Annotated in this window: 15 protein-coding genes; 3 read left to right on the top strand and 12 right to left on the bottom strand. The window is 41.1% G+C overall.

The window, feature by feature from the left end; all coding sequences use genetic code 11:
• Positions 1-22: 22 nt before the first annotated feature.
• Positions 23-1,000: a heparin lyase I family protein gene (locus DS2_RS03375; protein WP_035013235.1), complete on the bottom strand. Its 978-nt coding sequence runs from the start codon at positions 998-1,000 to the stop codon at positions 23-25.
• A gap of 293 nt (positions 1,001-1,293) precedes the next feature.
• Here DS2_RS03375 and DS2_RS03370 point away from each other — a divergent pair, with 293 nt between their 5' ends.
• Positions 1,294-2,397 (top strand): polysaccharide lyase family 7 protein, encoded by a 1,104-nt coding sequence (locus DS2_RS03370; RefSeq protein WP_035013234.1) that lies wholly within the window; start codon positions 1,294-1,296, stop codon positions 2,395-2,397.
• Positions 2,398-2,760: 363 nt separating this feature from the next.
• Entirely contained in the window at positions 2,761-4,509 is a 1,749-nt protein-coding gene (locus DS2_RS03365) for a VCBS domain-containing protein (protein ID WP_035013233.1), read from the top strand.
• Positions 4,510-4,673: 164 nt separating this feature from the next.
• Here the strand turns inward: DS2_RS03365 and DS2_RS03360 are convergent, their stop codons facing one another.
• The 10 genes from DS2_RS03360 to DS2_RS03315 all read right to left on the bottom strand — a co-directional run bounded on the left by DS2_RS03360 (position 4,674) and on the right by DS2_RS03315 (position 20,537).
• Positions 4,674-7,481: a bifunctional aconitate hydratase 2/2-methylisocitrate dehydratase gene (locus DS2_RS03360; RefSeq protein ID WP_081754171.1), complete on the bottom strand. Its 2,808-nt coding sequence runs from the start codon at positions 7,479-7,481 to the stop codon at positions 4,674-4,676.
• Positions 7,482-7,670: 189 nt separating this feature from the next.
• A complete protein-coding gene (locus DS2_RS03355; protein WP_035013232.1) occupies positions 7,671-8,078 on the bottom strand; it encodes an HIT domain-containing protein in 408 nt (135 codons plus the stop codon).
• Positions 8,079-8,208: 130 nt separating this feature from the next.
• Positions 8,209-9,507, bottom strand: a complete 1,299-nt coding sequence (locus DS2_RS03350; RefSeq protein WP_035013231.1) for a tetratricopeptide repeat protein — start codon at positions 9,505-9,507, stop codon at positions 8,209-8,211.
• A 17-nt stretch (positions 9,508-9,524) separates the two neighbouring features.
• Positions 9,525-10,130: an energy transducer TonB gene (locus tag DS2_RS03345; RefSeq protein ID WP_035013230.1), complete on the bottom strand. Its 606-nt coding sequence runs from the start codon at positions 10,128-10,130 to the stop codon at positions 9,525-9,527.
• Positions 10,131-10,136: 6 nt separating this feature from the next.
• Positions 10,137-10,544 carry an ExbD/TolR family protein gene (locus DS2_RS03340; protein WP_035013229.1) on the bottom strand — a complete coding sequence of 136 codons (408 nt, stop codon included), beginning with the start codon at positions 10,542-10,544 and terminating at the stop codon, positions 10,137-10,139.
• Positions 10,545-10,710: 166 nt separating this feature from the next.
• Positions 10,711-11,238 (bottom strand): MotA/TolQ/ExbB proton channel family protein, encoded by a 528-nt coding sequence (locus tag DS2_RS03335; protein ID WP_419177429.1) that lies wholly within the window; start codon positions 11,236-11,238, stop codon positions 10,711-10,713.
• A gap of 1 nt (position 11,239) precedes the next feature.
• Positions 11,240-12,613 carry a MotA/TolQ/ExbB proton channel family protein gene (locus DS2_RS03330; protein WP_035013228.1) on the bottom strand — a complete coding sequence of 458 codons (1,374 nt, stop codon included), beginning with the start codon at positions 12,611-12,613 and terminating at the stop codon, positions 11,240-11,242.
• An 11-nt stretch (positions 12,614-12,624) separates the two neighbouring features.
• Positions 12,625-13,386, bottom strand: a complete 762-nt coding sequence (locus DS2_RS03325; protein WP_035013227.1) for a DUF3450 domain-containing protein — start codon at positions 13,384-13,386, stop codon at positions 12,625-12,627.
• A 187-nt stretch (positions 13,387-13,573) separates the two neighbouring features.
• Entirely contained in the window at positions 13,574-16,279 is a 2,706-nt protein-coding gene (locus DS2_RS03320) for a TonB-dependent receptor domain-containing protein (protein WP_235188536.1), read from the bottom strand.
• 106 nt (positions 16,280-16,385) lie between these two features.
• On the bottom strand, positions 16,386-20,537 hold the full coding sequence (locus DS2_RS03315) for a hypothetical protein (protein ID WP_035013226.1): 4,152 nt from the start codon (positions 20,535-20,537) through the stop codon (positions 16,386-16,388).
• Positions 20,538-20,911: 374 nt separating this feature from the next.
• Here DS2_RS03315 and DS2_RS03310 point away from each other — a divergent pair, with 374 nt between their 5' ends.
• Positions 20,912-21,508 carry a 5-formyltetrahydrofolate cyclo-ligase gene (locus DS2_RS03310; protein WP_051479585.1) on the top strand — a complete coding sequence of 199 codons (597 nt, stop codon included), beginning with the start codon at positions 20,912-20,914 and terminating at the stop codon, positions 21,506-21,508.
• On the opposite strand, the gene arsJ is transcribed toward DS2_RS03310, so the two are convergent.
• A complete protein-coding gene (gene arsJ, locus DS2_RS03305) occupies positions 21,458-22,699 on the bottom strand; it encodes an organoarsenical effux MFS transporter ArsJ (protein WP_035013225.1) in 1,242 nt (413 codons plus the stop codon). The two genes, DS2_RS03310 and arsJ, sit on opposite strands and share 51 nt — an antisense overlap.
• Positions 22,700-22,710: the final 11 nt, after the last annotated feature.

Here is a 22,710-nt window from a genome sequence, read left to right as displayed (position 1 = left end):
TGTCGATTCTTTGGCATACTAATCATTTATCAATGACACCTTTAATGATGCTAAAATTGGCAAATCGGACTTGCTCTTCGTCGGCGCGTAGACTGGCAGTTTCAGCAATTGAACGGTAAATTCCCCATTTTGGACGGACAAAATCACCAGCGTCATTTGCTCGTAGCAAGTCAATATCTTGCTCGTGAATCGCCAGCACTTTATTATTGTCTCGTAAACGAGTTATCTCAAATATCAACTCACCTTGCTCAGCATAAGTAGCTTGAACAAACACCTCGACCCATTCGTCGACTATCACATCCCAGTTTAACCTAGCCATATAGTAACTTTGCAGCAACTGACTGGCGTTTGCATGGCCTTTACTGTATCGAACTTGCAGTTCGTTACCTGAAGAGCTTGCCTCAGCACCAGATAAGGTAATAATCGGCTGGTTATCATTACCATTGGCAAAACTTTCGCTGGCATTTTTAGCTTTTAATTGGAAAAAATGGGTGAATTTACTCGACAATTCCAGCTCGGATGAAACTTTAAATTTCCATCTATATTGAAAGGTCTCCCCCTCAAAAGCCAATAAATCGCTATTCGACTTATCATATGCCTTAATCTCGTTGCGTTGTCTGTCAGATGCAACCCCTTTGTTTAAATCTAAATCTCGATGGGCGAGAAAAACAAAATGATTGCCAACAATCTCGTCGTGATCTTCAATAATGTGTACAACGTCAGTGTGGTCATTAGAATACATATCAGGTGATTCAATCGATCCTCGACCAAACACTTGCTCAATAAGTTGATAAGCACTGGCTCCTTGCTCTGGGCCATCAGCTTCCAAAGAAAATGCCTTTATAGCAGTAAAGTGACTGCTTTCTTGTTGTTCACTTTGTGTTTTATCTTTGTCTTCTGCTGGCTGATTGCTCGCCTCGCCATTTAATGACCCCGAGCTACCACAAGAGATAACGCCCAGCAAAGCCAGAGCGGGAACACAGCTATTAATCCACTTCATCAATTTCCACCTATATAACAATTAAAGCAAAACCAGACTAAATATTCAGCCAGATTGTTTGACAAAACAAACAGACTAACCAATATTTAATCAAGCAATAACTCAATTTGGATATCTCTTGGTTAGTGGCAAAGTAAATTAGTTGGAGGATATTAACCAAACAGCTATTGACTAACCAAGATAAATTACAACATAATAAATATTGTTTTACATTATTGTAAAAACAAAATCAATTATTGATTTAGTTACGATCAAGTATAGGTCAAGATATCAAGCAACAAAGGTAGACTTTTATGCAAAGAATTAAAGCAGTTAGCGTTTTATCTATTATAGCTACAGCGCTTATCGCCTGTTCATCAACAGAAACGCCTCAAACCACCAGTTCGTCAACCAATAGCTTGGTTCCAGCAGATAAGTTTGATTTAAGCGAGTGGAAAATCACCTTACCTATGGACGGTGATGGTAATGGCAAGATAGACGAAATAGACGTAAAAGCCATTCAAAGTTACTCACACCCTGATTATTTTTATTTAGATGAAAACGGGCATATGGTTTTTGCAGCGCCAAATAAAGCAATCACAACCAGTGGCTCAACTAACACGCGTAGCGAATTACGTCACCAATTACGTGGCAGCAATACAAAAATAAAAACCAAAGCACCACAGAATAATTTCTATTTAGCGGCACATCCGTTGTCAGACCGTTTTGAGCGTTTAGGTGTGCGTATCGGCGGAAAAATGGAAGCTAGCCTAAGAGTCGATCACGTAGCAACTAGAGCCGGCCATCCAGACAAGCCACCTGCTTACTCTGTTGTTATTGGGCAGATCCACGCTGGCAAAGATCAAAATATCATCGACTTAGGTTTAGGTTTTGGTTGGGGTAACGAACCTCTGAAAATTTACTATAAAAAGTTTCCGCATCACGACAAAGGCTCGGTCTTTTGGAACTATGAAAGAAACCTCCCAAAAACCGACCCAAATAGAACAGATATAGCTTATCCAGTATGGGGCAACACTTGGGACAACCCAGCAGACCCGGGTGAAGCGGGTATCGCATTAGGCGAAGAATTTAGTTATGTCGTCAACGTGCATGAAAACGTAATGCACCTAGAGTTTACAGCCAAAGGCAAACCTACGGTTAAATACTCAATTGACCTAACTAACAATGTTGATGCATATGGCAAGGTAGATGAACTCGACCATCCAAATGGTTACACGGGCGACTGGAACTACTTTAAAGCTGGAGCATACAACCAATGTAGCACCAAAGACGCTAAAGGTGGGTGGTACACAGCTTGTCCGGGAACCGGTGATTGGGAAACCGACAAGGCCAATGGTGATTATGTGCAAGTTACCTTTACCAAACTTAAAGTTGGTGAAAGCACCCAACCAAAATAACAATATTTTTTTCAAGATAATAAAAGGCACTCAATGTGCCTTTTATTTTAACTTATTGATAACAAGCAACTTTACCGTAACTGCTCACAATCAGACAAACATGTATTACACTTTTGTTTGTCCAAATTGTAAAAACATCTTGTAAATAGTGTAATCTTTGTTGTATTTTAAACATATCGTTTAATTACAAAACGAACAAAACGGAATGCTCAAGCCTGCTATCCGGCAAGCCTGTAGCAATTAATATGGAAATTGACTTGGTAACGACACAACAAAGAACAGACAATTTTATCTAAACTGTCTAGCAATAAGCCTTAATCTAATTGCGAAATGACAATAGGTAAGCTAACGAGGAATGAAATCATGAACATGAAAAAATGCTTAATTACAGCAGCAATGACATTAGCATTAGCTGCATGTGAATTAGACAAAGACAGCACTGGGGATAGCATTGCACCACCAGAAAACCTTCCAGGTGTCATTTTAGGTCCCTTAACACAAGAAGTGCGCAGTGACGCGGGCGACTTGCAAGGCAGTTTGGAAGTTAGTGATCCAGATTTGGGTGAAAAAGGTTTTGTTGAACAAGTTAGCATGGCAACTACCTATGGCACATTTTCAATCGACTTTGAAGGCAAATGGGTTTACACGGTAAACACCAGTGATGATACAATCGCAAACTTAGTAGATGAAAACGACACTGTGGATGATGTAATCACAGTAACATCTGTTGATGGCCAAACCGCTGAATTAGTTATCACTATTTCAGGATTACCACAGACTCCGGTTATCTTGAACAACGTGGCGAAAATCAGCGACACCATGAGTGACGATGCTGGCGAATTGCGTAAAAAATTATCGGGCTCTATCATCACAGGTAAACTAACCATCCGCTTTAATAAAGATGAAATTAAAACCTCTGGTGGCACCGCAAAAGAAGCGTATATTGCACTATACGGTGGTTCAACCAGTACATATGATGCTTTAGTAGACCTTCGTATTGGCAATGGTGACCTTGCGGTCCGTGTACCAAAATCAGTTGATAGCAGCGGTAAACAAGCGATTACCCCAACATTTACCATAGGCGAATGGAATGAAGTGGAAATTAGCTGGGATGCGACCAACGCTACAGATACAGTCGCACCTATTGTTAATGTAAAAATTAACGGTCAAGACTCTGGTTTAGGTGATTTCTCATCATTCAGTGACTCACTAACAGATGTAATGAGCGGTATAGCAACATTAATCTTAAAAGTTGGTGACACTAGTGCTGTAGTAGATGGCTCAGCTTATTTCGACGATATTGTCATATACTCTGATGCATCAGCAACAACTAAAGCATTCGAAGCCGATTTCGAATCATATTCAGATAACTTCGATTTAAGCAACGATTCAGAATATTCTTCTAGCACAGCAGATGCATTTGTTGAACAACAAAGCACCAGCGCGCCAGTTGTGACCACAACAAAAGTGGCAAAAATTAGTGATACTATGAGCGATGACGCAGGTGAGTTACGTAAGAAGCTTGACGATAAAGTGTTAACGGGTCAATTGAACATTCGCTTTAGCAAAGACGAAATTAAAACATCAGGTGGTACAGCTAAAGAGGCATATATCGCATTATACGGTGGTTCAACAAGTACCTATGACGCTTTAATTGACTTACGAATTGGCAATGGTGACCTTGCGGTCCGTGTACCAAAAACAGTTGATAGCAGCGGTAAACAAGCGATTACTCCAACATTTACCCTAGGCGAGTGGAATGATGTTCAAATTACTTGGGATGCGACCAATGCCAGCGATACAGTCGCACCTACCGTGAACTTAAAAATTAACGGCCAAGACTCTGGTTTAGGCGACTTCGCTTCGTTCTCTGACTCGTTTGCTGATGTTAAAGACGGTGTGCAAACACTTATCTTAAAAGTTGGTGACACCAGCGCAGTAGTGGATGGCGCAGCCTATTTTGATGACATCGTAATATACTCTGATGCGGCAGCAACAACCAAAGCGTTTGAAGCCGACTTCGAAGCTTATTCAGTAGATTACGACTTAACCACAGACTCAGAATATTCGTCATCTTCAGCTGATGCAAAAGTAGCAGAGAAAGCGCTATAACAAATTTATAGCGTATATAAGAATACTCTAGCACCACCTTAAAGGCACGTTTATCGTGCCTTTTTCTTTTACCCTCTTTTACCCTTCTTTCACAAAACGAAAAAATCCCCGTTAGTCTATAACTAACGGGGATTTATATATTAAGCTAAAGTGTAGCGAAAACTTTAGTTAACGCGTTTTACTGGAATCTCTGCATCAAATTTACTTGCCAATTCTTTTTCTGGTGGAGTAAATTTAGTTAAGTCGATACCTGCAACCGCAGCTTTATATTCTTCCATAGTTGGGAAACGACCCAACACACTTGAAAGCACAACTAAAGGTGTAGAACCAAGTAAAGACTCACCTTTTTTCTCTGCCGAGTCAGCCACAACACGTCCTTGGAATAAACGTGTTGAAGTTGCAATAACAGTGTCACCAGGTTCAGCTTTCTCTTGGTTACCCATACATAAGTTACAACCAGGACGTTCTAGATATAAAATGTTTTCGTATTTAGTACGAGCCGAACTCTTAGGATTTGCATCATCAAACACGAAGCCAGAGTACTTCTCTAGAATTTCCCAATCACCTTCAGCTTTAAGCTCATCTACAATGTTGTATGTAGGCGGCGCAACAACTAATGGCGCTTTAAATTCAACAGAACCGTTCTGTTTTTCGATATTACGTAACATTTGCGCAATAATTTGCATGTCACCTTTGTGAACCATACAAGAGCCGACGAAACCTAAATCAACAGGCTTGTCTTTGTAGAATGATACTGGACGAATCACATCATGCGTATAACGCTTAGAAATATCTTCGTTATTAACATCAGGGTCAGCAATCATAGGCTCTTCGATGCTGTCTAAATCAACAACAACTTCGGCATAGTATTTAGCTGAGTCATCTGGCGCTAACGCTGGCTCTTCACCTGATTTAATTCCGGCAATGCGCTCGTCAGCCAATTTAATTAAACCTGCTAACATGCCAGCTTCGTTGTCCATACCCTTGTTGATCATAATTTGGATACGGCTCTTAGCAAGCTCAATTGATTGGATCAAGGTTTCGTCATCTGAAATACAGATAGACGCTTTGGCTTTCATCTCAGCTGTCCAGTCAGTAAATGTGAACGCTTGGTCAGCCATTAAAGTACCAATATGAACTTCGATTACACGACCTTGGAATACATTCTCACCACCAAACTGCTTAAGCATTTGGGCTTGAGTTGCGTGTACAACGTCACGGAAATCCATATGATCAGCCATTTTACCTTTAAAAGTAACTTTAACTGATTCTGGAATTGGCATTGCTGACTCACCTGTAGCAAGTGCAATTGCAACCGTACCCGAATCTGCACCAAAAGCGACACCTTTTGACATACGAGTGTGCGAGTCACCACCAATAATAATTGAACGGTCATCTACAGTGATGTCATTCAATACTTTATGGATAACGTCGGTCATCGCATGGTAAACGCCTTTTGGATCACGTGCAGTGATAAGGCCAAATTTGTTCATGAACGCCATTAATTTAGGAATATTCGCCTGAGCTTTTGCATCCCAAACTGATGCGGTGTGACAACCAGACTGATATGCACCATCAACTAATGGAGAAATCGTCGAAGCAGCCATCGCTTCTAATTCCTGACATGTCATTGGGCCAGTTGTATCTTGTGAACCAACGATGTTTACTTTAACACGCACGTTTGAACCCGCGTGTAATGGTGCTTCAGATGCTACACCTACCGCGTTACGGTTAAAGATTTTTTCAACCGCAGTTAAACCCTGACCTTCGTGAGAAATCTCTTTCGACGGTGCATAAACTTGAGGGGCTTCAATACCTAAAGTTTCAGCAGCTAAAGTTTGAAGTTTCTTACCAAAGGTAACAGCGTATGAACCACCCGCACGCATGAATTCGACTTTTTGCGGGGTAAATGCAGAAGAAACGTCAACTAACTCTTCGTCACCTTTTAATAATTTCTTCGCTTTAGTATCGATTGTTAACACAGTACCAGTTGCAACTGAGTATGCTTCTTCTAGCACAGGGTCACCATTTGCATCCGTTACAACATTGCCATCGGCATCTATTTTCTTAACCCAGTTTTTAAGGTCAAGACCAATACCACCAGTAACATCAACAGTAGTTAAGAAAATTGGTGCGATACCATTGGTACCTGCAACAACAGGCGCAATGTTAACAAATGGTACATATGGCGAAGCTTGTTTACCCGCCCAAAGTGCTACATTGTTCACACCTGACATACGAGAAGAACCTACCCCCATAGTGCCTTTTTCAGCAATCAACATTACTTTGGCGTTAGGGTGTTTTTTCTGTAACTCAACAATTTCTTGCTGCGCTTCAGGGGTGATCATACATTTACCGTGAAGTTCACGGTCAGCACGCGAGTGCGCTTGATTACCTGGCGATAATAAGTCAGTAGAGATATCACCTTCACCTGCGATATAGGTTACAACTTCGATTTTTTCGTCTAATTCAGGTAATTTTGTAAAGAACTCTGCTTTTGCATAACTTTCTAAAATTTCTTTTGCAACAGCATTACCTTCTTTAAAAGCTGCCTGTAGACGATCTGTGTCTGCTTCGTATAAGAAAACTTGCGTTTTTAATACTTCAGATGCTTGAGCTGCAATGGCTGCATCATCACCTAAAGCTAAATCTAGCAATACTTCAATTGAAGGACCACCTTTCATGTGAGAGAGTAATTCAAATGCAAATTCAGCATTTATCTCAGCAACAGACTCTTCACCTAAGATGATTTCTTTAAGAAATTTAGCTTTTACCCCTGCAGCAGGTGTTGTACCCGGCAAAGTATTGTAAATAAAGAATTTTAACGAGTCTTCACGGAATTCATTGCCAGTCTCTTTAATTTGAGCAATGATTTCTGACATTAATTCAGCGCTGTCAATTGGTTTGGGATTTAAACCAAGTTCCGTTTTACGGGTCTCGATCTCAGCCATATACTCTTGATATAGGCTCATTTAACACCTCCGGGGTAGTTCCTCTAAATATTATTAAATTGAATTCTGCTTAACTCTGCTACAGATAGGAAAGACAAACCGCCTATCCTACCCATACAATATGCCAGCAAGTATAAGTGATGCTTAGCAAAATAACAGGTAGGTTGGCGTTAACTGCACAAATAGCCAACATAAGTTGCGATTATGATTTTATATACAAATAGCGTGTCGCAGCATTTGCACCCGTTGCACTAATTCACCTTCGTGATACGGCTCTTGCGCCAAATTACCCCACACTGGCGCGGGCCAAACAGGATCATTTTTATAGCGGCCAATCACATGAACATGTAATTGCCTAACAATATTACCAATCGCTGCTGTGTTTATCTTATCTGGTGAAAACAGTTTTTGCTGTAGATTTGTCACCATAGTGATTTCGTTTAGCAAAATTTGCTGTTCGGTTAAAGTTAAATCTGTTATCTCTGCAGCATTTTCTCTACGAGGTACTAGAATTAACCAAGGTACAAGTCTGTTATTCATCAATAACAGGCGGCTTAACTCCAAATCCGCAACTTCAATACAGTCCGCTTCAAGCCTGGCGTCTAAAATAAAGCTCATAAATACTCCACCATGGGTTCAGCAAGTGTAAAAATAGCTTAGAAGAATATCAGCAAAGATGCGAGTTAAATTATGATGAAATGTGAGGCGGGTTTAAGCGGCTATCCAATAGATAACCGCTGAATACAGATTAAGCAGAAATATTTGCCAAGGCTTCGGCGTTTTCTTTCTCTTTAGACACGTACTTTTGCCATTGCTTAGCCATCATTTTACTTGAGTTATGCTCGCTAGCGACCTGTAAGGCTTTAAGCGATTTATCATACTGTTTCAAATTAAAGTAAGCCATGCCAAGCACCAATTGTGCTTTACCCATGTCGTCTAGCTGGCCCTTTTCAATCGCTTTTTGAGTTGATTGAATCGCAAGCTGCCACTTTTCCATATTTAGATAAGTTTGGCCTAATTGAGCATCAAGGTTGCCATCAGTTGATAATTCAGCTGCTTTGGCCAAAACTGGCACAGCTTTTTCATCTTCTTTAGCTAAGGTGTAGGCTTGCGCTAAAAACTTGAGGTTTTTAACATTTTGCTCAACCTTACCCTCTTCTATTGCTTTATCCAACAATAGCGCGCCTTTAACCGGTACTTGGTGATACACGTATAATTGAGCCAAAGTTAGAATGTCCGCTCGTTTGGTTACAAAACCTTGCTGATAAGCAACTTCCATCATTGCTAGTTGCTTATCTTCCAGACCTAATTCACCATACATACCAGCTAATTGTAGCCAATATTCAGGTTTATTAAATAACCGCACTAGCGTTTCAGTTACATCGGCAACATGCTCTGGTTTTTTCAGCGAGTAATAAATTGCTCGTTGCAATACAAACCAGTTTTCTTTTGGTGTGTCGCCAGCATCTGCAACTAACTTAATTGCTTTTTTTAATGGCTGAAGCGCATTGTCGTATTGTTTAAGCTGATAATAAGCCTGCGCCATTAACACTTGTGCATTTGGATTTTCCGCATCACCACCTGCTGCCAACCAAGCATTTAACGTATCAATGGTGCCTTGGTAATCTTCTTGCGACATGCTTAACTGAGCTAAGCTATATAAAGTACTTTGGCGCAAACTCTCTGGAATAGCTTCTTCAGCAACAACAGCCTCGAAGTTTTCAATCGCCTTTGGAATATTCTCCATGTTGTAATACACAAATGCATAAAAATTGTGCATCATCGCGATTTCATAACTATTCATTGAACTACGCTTACGATTTACATTATCAAGCGCTTCAATGGCTTCTTGTGGTTTGCCTTCATCAGCGATTGATTGCGCTCTAGCCAATTGCTCGTATACTTTAGAGCGCATGGCTGGCACTTTAACCGTTTTGCTGGTTGCACTAGATTGAGCGTGTACTGGCGTCGTCAGCGTATGTGAAACCGCTGCACCCAACACGATAGCAATCGACATGATTACCATTTTTTTCGATAATTTTGTCATTTTAAATTCACTCCCAACTAGTCAATTTTAAAAGTGATTCTGTTTTGTACACCAGCCACTTCCATGGGTTCGCCGTTAACCACTCTTGGCTTATATTTGAACTTTTTAGCCGCATTCAGTGCTGCTTGGTCAAATATATTCGCAGGCTCAGCTTCGACAACAACTGGGTTAACAACCGTACCTAGTTTGCTGACAGTAAATTCAACAATGACATAACCTTCTATACCGCGTTGCTGTGCTCGGCGTGGATAAATCGGTTGAACTTTGACAATTGGTAAATACTCACCATCTCCAGATTCAAGCGATAAACCATTTGATAGACCAACATCCGCTTCTACGTCTGCGGCAAAGTCTGTCGTCACCGCATTGGCATTTGGATCAGGCGCATCCATTGGCGGCGCTTCCATTGGCGGTGGTGGCTCTTGAGGTTTAGGTGGCTTTTGTGGTTTTCGGTCTTTTTGCTCTGGTGCCGACTCTTTTTTCACACGGACAAAGTCTAATACGCTGCCGCGAGGTGGCTCAGTAAGCGCGCCCTCACCGCTTTGTATTAACGACTGCATGCCGTAAAAAATTAAGAAAGTCGTCGCAACAGATAAAAGAATTGCAATTAAATATCTGCTCATAATTTATCAGTCGTTCGCTGCAATTGATACGTCATATGCACCCGCTGCACGCGATGCATCCATAACTTTAATAAGCGTTTCTACGTCTGCTTTTTTATCCGCTTGAATCACCACTGAACCTTGTGGGTTTTCCGCTTTTAAACGCTCGACGTTTGCTTGTACCGCTCGAATGTCGATACGACGCTTGTCAATCCAAATTTCGCCAGCATCGCTAATTGCAATTAAAATATTAGCGCGCTCTTTTTTAACGGCGGTTGGTGCATCTGGGCGATTAACGTCTATACCGGCTTCTTTAACAAAAGATGCAGTTACGATGAAGAAGATCAACATGATAAATACAACGTCTAGCATAGGCGTCATATCTATCGACGTTTCTTCTTCTTCCATAATTTTATTTAAAGGACTTGCTCGCATAATTTTTACCTTTTAAATTTTGCATTTGTTCTTGCTCCTACTTAGCTGCGTTCAATTCTAAACACGCATAAATCTGTCCCTAGAGCTCTGCTGCGCCATCTATGAGTGCAGAAGGTTTAGAACTGAAGCGTGCCAAGTAGTCGCTTAATTCAAGTGCAATAATTATCTAGTGATCCATTGTTAAATGATCTTCAAGTAGCTCAGATTCGCGTTTTGCTACTCGCTTTAACCAAGTTGAGGCAAATACCCCAGACAAAGCACCAACCATTCCCGCCATTGTTGGGATAGTTGCTTTTGATACACCTGATGCCATTGAGCGTGCGTTACCAGAGCCTGAAATAGCCATAACATCAAACACTTCAATCATGCCAGTTACCGTCCCCATCAAACCAAGTAAAGGGCACAGCGCAACAAGTGCATTTAACAAAGGTAAATTTTCATTCAATTTATTGCTTGCACGCGAGATAATCGCTTCGCGAATCTGATGCGCATTCCATGATTTGCGCTCTGTACGAGCTTCCCATTGGGCAATCATTTCTCGCTCATACTTTTTATAGCTGATGCGTACAAAAGCAATACGTTCAAATATTAAGATCCACATCACGAATATTAGGGCGGCTATCCAGGTGAGTACTTGCCCACCTGTTTCCATAAAACCCTGAATCGCTTCGGACATTTCGAATAAAGCGTACACCTTATTCTCCTTGTTCTGCTCTTTCCGCGATAATACCTGCGCTTTGCTCTTGTAAGATTGAAATCAATCCACGGCTGCGCGAGTTAAGAACTGTGTATAACAACAAGGTTGGAATTGCGACAACCAAACCTAATACAGTTGTAACCAATGCTTGAGAGATACCACCTGCCATTAATTTAGGGTCACCTGTACCGAATAAAGTAATTGCTTGGAAAGTATTAATCATACCAGTCACTGTACCGAGTAGACCTAACAATGGCGCAACCACAGAGATAATTTTGATAAAGGTTAAGTTACGCGCCAATTTTGGTACTTCCCGTAAAATGGCTTCACTTAACTTAAGCTCAAGTGTTTCGCTGTCTGCTTGTGGGTTATCGTTTTTAACTTGCATAACACGGCCAAGCGGATTGTTTGCTTGAGGTGTAGCTTGTTTTAATTGACGCTTAATTTTGCCACCCACTATGGTTAAGCTAATGAAACGTTCTAACGCTAATAATAAGCCGATTAAACCAACACCCAAGATTACATAACCAACAGTACCACCTTGCTCAACACGCTCTTGCAAGTTTGGCGCTTGAACTAATAAACCTAAGATAGAACCACCCGTTGGGTCGATAGCAAACTCAACTAACTCACCTTTTTTGTCTTGCACTGCAGAAGCAGTTGCTAAGTAACGGTCAGACGGTTGACGAGATAACTCAGCTAATGAACCGGTTTGTTGTACATACTCAACAAATTTACCGTTAGACACTAAGTTGAATGAACCTACACGAACCACTTCTTGTTCAGTTTTAGTACCTGTATCAGCACTGACCACTGGCGCATTAAAACGAACAATTTTACCTGACTCAGTCATTTCGCGTTGTAATTCAAACCAAACGCGCTCAATTTCTTCAACTGAAGCTAGTTTAGAGCTTTGTCCCATTTTTTGTGCCAACTCATCTAAAAAGACATCACGGCCAGGGTATTGTGCTGAAATAATTGAGTTTTGAAACTTACCTTTCATATCGCCAGACACTTGCTGTAACACACCAAATAACTCTTTTAACGAACCCATACGGTTGCTTAGAGTATTGGTGATATCGGCTAAATGAATTTCGTTTTCTTCAAAAGTTGTTTCTAATTGCTCACTACGTTGAACCAATTGATTACGACGTGCTTGAGCGTCATTTAACATTTGAACTTGTTGTTCTTTTTTAGCTAAAAACTCAGATTCACGCTGTTTGTTTTGTTGGTTTTGAAACAATTGACCTTGTTCCAACTTAGTTAACAACTCATCTAAGTTAACTGCGCTTTCAGCTTCAGCCATAACAGGCGCAGATAAAGAAACAGACAGTGCCGCTGTTGCTAGAATATGTTTAACAAACTTTTTCATTTTAAAACCTCTTATTCAGCAGCTGAAACTGGTAAAACTAATAAATCAGGTGCTAATTGCTTACGTGCTATACGTAAACCTTTAGTAATTTGAGTGCGATATTCTGGAGACAAACCAACAAAATCGTTTTGATTTTTATCCCATGCACCGCTGAACTTGCCATCACGCGTTTGGTAAATTAACGCCACGCGACCAACACGTAAGAAATCAACGTCACGAACTTCACCTTCAACTTCTAAAGTTGAGGTATAAGCTTCAATAGTTTTGCCGTAATCAACTTCTACTTGGTACGCTTCTAATACGCGACGGAATTTTTCTGAAGGCGTGATATCAGCTCTATCCATCATGCTTTTTAAATCAGCAATACGCCCTGTGCGCTCTTCTGGTAAGAATGGAACATCTAAGCGAACAAATTGCTCTAAACCATCAATCATGCGAATCATTAATGGTGTAACCTGGCGCTCAACGACAGAAACTTTGTCGATTGACTCGTTAATGTCAGCCATTTCAGCTTCTTGGTTAGCAACTTGTTTTTCTAATTGTCGGTTGTAAACCAATAAACCTTCAATTTCCTTGTTAATTGCTTTAAATTGCTGCAAACGCGCTTGAATATCATCGCTAATTTTGTCGATTTTTTGTTGCGACTTTTCAGCAGATTGATTAATTTTTTGCCCTGCTTCAATTGCAGGCTCTAAGCTGTTAGCTTGTGCAAACGAAGCCATTGCTACGCATGACGCGACAACAGTCGTTTTAAATATTTGCGAAAGGCTCATAGTTAAGCTTCCTAAAATTACCGTTTGAAATTATGAGCAACTATATGTCGTTTAGATGACAGTGAGATTAATGCAAAATGACAGTAATATGACAAAGCAACAAGGTAAGCGGGAAAGGGATTGATTATGTGAAAGAAATATTAAAGGGATGAAATATTTCATCCCTTTATGGTGCGAGATAGCTAGATTAGAACTCGTAGTCAAAGCTCACACTAAATTCAGTTCCTTTATCTTTACGGTAGAAAGGAATGTCTTGTTGCAGTATTTCTTTCTCTTCACCTAAGATATTTTTAATCTTGAATTTAACACTACTCTCAAAAGTTGGATAGTAGGTGTATACCATATCCAAAGAATGGAACGATTGCTCCTCAGCGTCTTGATTACCACGCGTACCAGGAACAATAATACGAGGTCCAAATACATTGTAGACTAACGAAGCTGAGTGCTCACCATCATCAGAATCCCAACCTAACTGCATATTTGCAACCCACTCAGAATGACCGATCAAGCGACGTTCGTTATTAGTTACAAAGTTAGAAGATACAGTCGAGCCCTCTAAAGCTGCGCGTAGTTGCTGATTAAATATGGAGTCTAGATCGTCAAAACCAATCACTACATTTGAATCTGAAACAGTTAAATTACCAGATAAGAAATAAGCAGCTAAATCGTTATCAATAATTGATAAGTCTTGCATAAACTCAATTTCAATACCATATAATTCAGCTGATTCTGCATTGGCAGTCAATAGTTGCGGAGTTGCGCCACCTACGCTGGTGATCTCAACAAGCTCTATTGGATTGACCATATCTTTGTAGAACAGGGCACCTGACAATGTATTTCCCGCAGAACCATACCACTCTAATCTAAAATCAACATTAGTTAGCTTGGTACTTCTTAACGTTGGTGAACCACGCACTAACAACTCAGTTAATGGATCAATAAAAAAAGATTTACTTACATCACGAAAATCAGGTCGAATTGCAGTTTCAGATATATTGAAACGAACTTGCATTTCTTCAGACCAGAAATAAGTAAGAGCTAATGATGGGTACAAGTCATCTTCTTTAATAGATGTTTGTTGGATTTCTTCAGTTGATGCATCAAACTTATCGGTATGAGCTTGTAGCGGCACAGATACCTGAGAAAATTCTTCCCAGCGCACACCACCTGTCACACGAAGTTTATTATTCCAAAAAACATCAGCCATACCATAAAAAGCATCTATTTTATTAGCTGCGAGGTAGGCATCACCATCGGTAGTGGCGTCTTGGAAAATATTTGCGCCAGTACTACTCGAATAAAAATCATCATTCGCAATATTTTCATCTGAAAAAATATCATAAATATTACTACCTTTGGTGAACTCATCACTGATACCAAAGTGAAGTATATCTATCGAAACATTCGATGCGTTTCGTTGTTTCTCAGAGAAATCACCACCGACTTTTATTTCAATTTCAGTATTGTCTAAATAGAAAGGTATACCAGCGTTCCAACCCCAAGTGTCCATTTTATCATGTAGCTGTTGGTAATCTCGATTCATTTTTGCAGATGATACGTCTTGTAAAAACTCCTCTGTTACCGAACCGTTTTCAAGGACTTGCTCAAAAGTTGCTTCTAGCGAACCTGGAGCCTTACGGCTAGTTCGACTCGTACCTAAATACCAGTCAAAAAACGAATTATTTAAAGCAGCAAAGTTGTGTTTCCCTTTCAACTGTGTCGAGAACATTTCTCGCTCTTCATACAAAACTTCAATACGGCGTAAAGCCTTTACGTCATTGTTATCAGAGCCGATCTCGTTCTCGTCAAAGTAATCGTGGTCACGAACACGGTCGCTCATATCATGGAGTGCAATATTAGCTAGCTCGATTTTATGACCTTCATACTCATACCCTAGATTTAACATGCCGCTCCAGCGCACATTGTGTTCGGTTGTTACGCCAGAACGATACTGAGCAAAACAATCACCTTGGGCATTACACACCCCAAAGTCTCTATCCTTAGAGCCGATATTGCTACCACTATCTTCATCACTTATTGACCAGCTATTGTCGTATCCCGCTGTTGCCAAGAAGCCAAAATTGCCGATTTCCGTGTCAATTCGGTCACCCAAAGTAACACCAAAGCCAAAGTCTGGGTCAACAGACTGCTTCTCTGGACCAATTTCCCAATTTATCGAAGACAGCAGTGCCTTGCGTTCTTCTAAAGTTGTATTTCTGTCACCTTCGATCCCTGTACCGCCGTTATCGGTGATTGACTGTTGGAATAGAGCAGGTAAACCCCGAGTTCCATCGTCTTCGCCTTTCCAGTCATCAGCCCCTCCTTCATAAAAATATCCGTCTTCTGTATTTTTCGAAGTTGACCCTAAACCACCGCTAACTTTAAAGATAAAATCTGATGGTAAAGATTTTGTTCTAATGTCCACATTACCACCACCAAAATGCGCTGGCATATTAGGAGAATATGACTTTTGAACACTCAAGCTTTCAATAATATCTGATGGAAATAGATCTAGTGGGACTACTGAACGAGTTGGATCTGGACTTGGAACCAACATTGAATTTAATTGAGTGCTGGAATATCTTTCACCCAAACCACGTACATATATAAACTTACCGTCAACAAGTGTAAGGCCTGTAACACGACGTAAAGCTGATGCTGCATCACCATCACCTGTTCGTGAAATTTGTTCTGCGCCCATTATATCAGCAACAAATGCCTGGTTTTGACGCTCTTGTATCACTGCTTGGGCCGACCCTTGAAGGCGACTAGCAGTAGCAACAACTTCCTCTATCATTGGGTCATCTTCTTGAGCAGCATGTGCTGCATGGCTAGACAACGCAAAAAGGACTGATGCTGCAAGGCTTTTTTTTGATAGGTTTGTATCAAACATTTTCAACCTCATCAGATTGGCTGACATTTTGCTCAGCCAGAATAATTAACTAACCAGAATAAAAAAACGCACCATGAATCGTTCATAGTGCGTTGAGGTTTTAAAATTAAAGACCAACAGTCCAACCAGCAGTCCAGTCATTATCCGCACTTACAGCACCGATAAAGTTGACCTCATCAAAGAATGAGTTGCTAGGAGTAACCGCAGGTACATTTAACAATGGAGAATCACTAGCTGGTACGTAACCATTTAGTTTTAATTCCGCAGCAGTCAATTCTAAGTTCTCAGATTGACCTTTAAACCAGCTTTCTACATCACCAGTACCAATTGCTTCTGAACCAAAGTTGTTACCTTCCGTTGTACAAGCAACCACTGAATTTGTGATAGTCAATTCGCCGCTTGCAGCATGAGCTGTAGATTCAGTTCCGTTCACTCGCAAGCAGTTACTGTAGTCTGCTGGCCCAGTAACAATAACATTGTGTAGGTTACCAGCGGTTCCAGCACGCAATCGAAGACCATTAGTACCAGTAGAACCAAGCACAGTTACATTACTAATGGTAGGTTTAGTCAGTGGTGTAGCTGCAGCATCGAACTCTGAATTGTCAGCTTCGATAGCATTGTCACCATCTGCATCACCTTGTTTAATCAATACGTATTGTGCATTACCATTCCAACCGAACGACCAATCTAAAGAATCATCACCGATTTCAGTTAAAACTAAGTGGCTAATGCTCGCGGTACCACCAAAGAACTCAACGCCGTCATCTAAGTTTTGGTGAACTTGGATAAAATCCAATTCGGTTTGTGAACCAACGCCGGCAAGAGACAGACCATTCAATTCATCACCGTTACCAAGTGTTTTACCAGCATGTTTAATCACAACATATTTCAAAGTACCTGAGTTGTCTTCTGGTTGATTACCACCAAACAAGCCAGCATCACCTTCAGCTGAAACACCACACTCAGCTAATTCTTGTGCTGTTGTTTCACCTTTTTGGTCACCACATGAGTTCGCTGGAGCATTACCCAATAACACCACACCGCCCCATTGGCCGATACCAGTTTGAGCACCTGTAACATCTTGAATTGACGTTAAAGTGATAGGCTTAACATTTGAACCAACAGCTTCAATCATTGAACCACGTCGAACGACCAAGAAGTCATCACCAGACTCACCGATAATAGTTGTACCAGCTTGAATATATAGCGTCGCGTTACTCGCATTATCTTCACCTACAGCGGTACGACCTTTAATTACCCAATGCGCATCGTTAGTGAAAGTGACATCAGCCGTGAAAGTCGTGTCTTCTGTTAAGCGATAAACTGGCTTATCAGTAATTTCCGGATACTCACTAGAAACGTCAGTAGCTAACCCTTGCTCAAACGCATTTTGAACATCTGCTGGGAAGTTTTGATTCACACCATAGGTCCAGCCGTCCATCCAGTTGAACTCACCATCGAATGCACCTATATAATCGGTCTTATTGAAGAATGGATCTAATGTAGAAGAATCAAATCCATTGCCAAGCAAAGGTGAACCTGTTTTAGGAGAAAAACCATCCGTTGCCAAGTTCAACTCTGCGGGTGTATGAACCGCATTACCATCTTGACCCGCAAACCAAGTTGATACGTCACCGTCACCAATTGCTTGAGAACCAAAGTTATTCGAAGCATCAGCACATGCCACAATTGAGTGGGAAATAGAAAGCTCACCCGACAGCGCATGGGCTGCAGATTCGTCGCCATTTACACGTAAACAGTTGCTATAATCCGCTGGGCCTGTAACAACAAAGTTCTTAAGTACACCAGCAGTCCCCGCACGCAATCTCACACCGTTCGCACCCGATGCACCGACGATGGTCACATTAGATATAGTTGGTTTTGTTTGAGGTGTAGCTTTAGCATCAAACTCTGAGTTATCTGCCTCAAATGCATTGTCACCCGCAGCCGCTGACTGCTGAATATATACGTTTTGTGCTTTACCAGTCCAACCGAAAGACCAGTCGAATGCATCATCACCAATACTAGTTAAAACGACATTGCGAACGCTTACCGTACCGCCAAAGAATTCAATACCATCATCTAAGTTTTCATGAACTTGAATGAACTCTACTTTAGTACCTGAACCCACACCTGCAAAAGAGATACCGTTTAACTCATCGCCATTGCCTAGTGTTTTACCAGCATGCTTAACGACTAAATATTTTAAAGTACCAGAATTATCTTCTGGGTCTGTACCACCAAACAAACCAGCAGCACCTTCAGCAGATACACCACAGTTTGTTAACTCTTCAGTTGTAGTTTCACCTTTTTGGTCACCACAAGAGTTTGCAGGAGCGTTACCTAACAGTACCAAACCACCCCATTGACCGATACCTGTATCTTGGCCCGTTACATCTTGAATAGACGTCATTACGATTGGTGCCGATACAGAACCTAGAGCTTGTATTTTAGAACCACGACGAACAACTAAGAAATCATCACCTGATTCACCGATAATCGTCGTTCCATCCTGAATCCAAAGCGTAGCGCTATCCGTTCGATCGCCACCTACTGCTGTACGACCTTTAATAATCCAATGAACGTCATTTGTTAACGCCATATCTTCAGAAATTTGAACACTTTCTTGTAAGCGATAGACTGGCTTATCAGTAATTTCAGGGAATTCTGAAGAAACGTTAGCAGCTAAACCTGCGTCAATTGGGGTTTGTAAATCTGTAGGGAAACCACCGTTGATGCCAACAGTCCAACCATCCATCCAGTTTGTTGAACCATTGAATGCACCAATTTGTTGGCTACCTGAAATAAGAGGAGAACCGGCTTTTGGCATATAACCGTTGTCTTCAAGCATCAGCTCGGATACAGGTAACTCTTGGTTACCAGCTTGGCCCAAAAACCAAGAGTTAACATCACCATCTCCAATTGCTTGAGAACCAAAGTTGTTCGCAGGATTAACACAAGCAACAACTGAATTTGAGATTGCCAATTCACCAGAAGCAGCAAGGTTTGCTGACTCAGTACCATTTACACGTAAACAGTTGCTATAATTTGCTGGGCCTGTAACAAATACATTTGATAGAACACCAGCTGTACCTGCTCGCAAACGGATACCATTAGTTCCATCAGCACCAACAATAGTTACGTTTTTGATTGTAGGTTTAGTTAGAGGCGAAGCCGCTGCATCAAACTCGGAGTTGTCAGCTTCAATGGCGTTGTCGCCAGCGCCTTCTAGTTGCTGAATGTATACATTTGTTGCACTACCTGTCCAACCAAATGACCAATCTAAAGAATCATCACCTATGCTAGTCAAAACAACATTTTTAACGCTTACAGTTCCACCAAAAAACTCTATGCCATCATCTAAGTTTTCATGAACTTGAATGTATTCAACAGTTGTACCTGAACCCACACCCGCAAATGAAATACCATTAAGCTCGTCACCATTGCCTAATGTTTTACCTGCATGTTTAACAACTACATATTTCAACTTACCAGAGTTGTCTTGTGGATCGCTACCACCGAACAATCCAGCGTCCCCTTCAGCTGATACACCGCAGTTAGCCAATTCATCAGACGTAGTTTCACCTTTTTGGTCACCGCATGAGTTTGCAGGAGCATTACCCAAAAGAACAATCCCCCCCCATTGACCAATACCAGTCTCAGCGCCAGAAATATCTTGGATAGAAGTGAACGTGATTGGCTGAGAAGCAGTACCTACCGCATTTATTTTAGAGCCACGACGAACTACTAAGAAGTCATCACCAGTTTCACCAACTATAGTGGTTCCTTGCTGAATCCATAATGTTGCAGAGTTCGCATTGTCTTCACCAACAGCAACTCTGCCATCTAAGATCCATACAGCATCGTTTGTTAACGATACGTCACTAGTCAAAACAGGATTTCTCGCTGCAGTACCGCGCGCAGCCGTAGTGCTTGACAATTTGTAGATCTTCTTAGTTGGATATTTTGCCGCAACATCACTATACGCGGCATCAGAAGTTACTTCAGAAGCAATCCCTGCATCAATTGCCGTTTGGATACCAGTATCAAAGCCAGTTTGTCCATTTAAACTATCATCACGGCTAGATGTTCCGCTATCAGGGTTTGTCCCCGTATTATTATTGATAGTACAGTCTTTACAATCCACATATTCGTTATTGACCGTATCGCCTTCTTGCACTACTAAGTCGCCACCACAACCTGCAAGGGTTAAAGATGCAGCAACCGCACTTAATTGAAACAGCTTTTGTATATTCATTATTGTCTCCAAATGGAACACTTATTTGATTTAACACGCAAAAATTTAGGGCAAAGGCTACGCACGAAAAGTGACAGAAAGTTGCAAGTTTTATGACAGTTGGATTACAAATTGTAATTTTACTTGACTGTTTTAATTAGAAAAATCTCAGTCAGCGGCCAGCACGCTTGGCGTAAAGCCCTATAAAATAACGGATGCAGACCACTTGCTTATTTAACCGTCAAAATGGTTAAACAAGCCAGTTGTAAATAAACTGATGCTTATTTTTACATTTAAGTTACACAAGGTATTTAGCTGTCATTGAGGTAGAATAAGTAAACAGAGTTCAGTTAGATGCTTTAAAGCAATTTTGATTTAGGTTGAGGTGGCAAGGTATGGAAAAAACAAATATTGCAACGTTGCGGGCAGAGCTGCGCAAAAAAATTAGGCTAAAACGTGGCGCACTGACAAATGAGCAACAAGCTAACGCGGCCCAATTATTGTTGAAGCAAATTATCAACTCTGGCGTATTAAATGGTGTGAAACAATTTGCGGCCTATTTAGCGAATGATGGTGAAGTTAGTCCCCACGCATTAATTGAATATGCATGGCATAATAGTATTAGTACCTATTTACCAGTGCTGCATCCTTTTGCTAAAGGCCATTTGGCATTTTTGCATTACCACAACAATAGCGAAATGCAGCTCAACAAGTACAAAATTGCTGAGCCTAAATTAAATTGCCAGAGTATTTGTCCAACATCCGAGTTGGAATTGGTGTTTTTACCTTTGGTCGCGTTCGATAAATTTGCCAACCGCATGGGTATGGGCGGAGGGTTTTACGATCGCACTTTTGCCAACAAGCGTAATATTAAGTTAGTTGGCCTCGCCCACGACTGCCAGCAAGTAGACGAATTGCCAATAGAATCTTGGGATGTACCACTACAGGCTATTATCACCCCTAGCCAAACCATTATGGTTAGCACGCGGTAGGTTAATGGAAATCACAGCTGCACTGACTATAAAGGCACACGATATACTTAAACAAGCCGCTAAGCCATACGCTTGATATACCCAGCCTGACAGCACTGTGCCTATCAAGCGACCAAGTGCATTTGCCATATAATAAAAACCAACATCTAAAGACACGCCATCTGCATCCGCCATGCTGACGATCAGGTAGCTATGTAAAGATGAGTTAATTGCAAATAAAACACCAAATATCATTAACCCAGCTATCAAACTGATGTGTATTGCCCATTGAAAATAAAGCGCTAAGGCAATGAACAAAGTAACAGTGGCTAATAATGTGGCCCATTTAGTCGCTTCATTGGCTGGCGATAAACTTTGGTTAAAGTTTATCAGCTTAGGCACAACCGATTGAACAATACCATAGCCTATTACCCATAAGGCTAAAAAGCCTCCAACTGTCCAATGGTCCCAATTAAATACTTGGGATAAAAACACCGGCAGCGCAACAACAAACCAAACATCGCGCGCGCCAAATAAAAACATTCTTGCAGCAGACAAAATATTTATTGCACGGCTTTTCGACAAAATTTGTTTAAACTTTGGTTTTTGTTTGGCTTTGCCTAAATCATTTTTAAGTGCATACAGGCTATAACCCCAAACAATAACGAGTGCACCTGCCATGGCTGCCATTGCGCCTTTAAACGACAACAGGGTTAACAGCAGCCCACCTAAGAAAAAGCCGACGCCTTTAAGTGCGTTTTTTGAACCCGTTAGTATCGCAACCCATTTAAACAATGTGCCTTCTTGACCCGCCGCAACTAGCATTTTAATCGAGCTTTTGGCGCTCATTTTGTTGAGGTCTTTGGCAATCCCTGAAAGCGCTTGAGCTATCATCACATACACAACGGTTAACCACTCAGCCGGTACAGCTAACATCAGCAATGCGATAATTTGTATCGCCAAACCAATATTCATGGTTTTATTCAGGCCTAAACGCGCGCCTAAATAACCACCGACTAAATTTGTAATCACACCAAATATTTCGTAAAACAAAAACAGCATGGCAATACTCAATGGCGAGTAACCCAATGCATGAAAGTGTAATACCACCAGCATTCTCAAGGCACCGTCGGTTAGAGTAAAAGCCCAATAATTACCGGTAACAATAAGGTACTGTTTTATGTCGGCTGATAAATTGGCCAAGCGCTTCATGACAATTTCTC

This window comes from Catenovulum agarivorans DS-2 (genome assembly GCF_000568405.1).
Lineage (GTDB): Bacteria > Pseudomonadota > Gammaproteobacteria > Enterobacterales > Alteromonadaceae > Catenovulum > Catenovulum agarivorans_A.
This window is presented reverse-complemented; position numbering and strand designations above follow the sequence as displayed.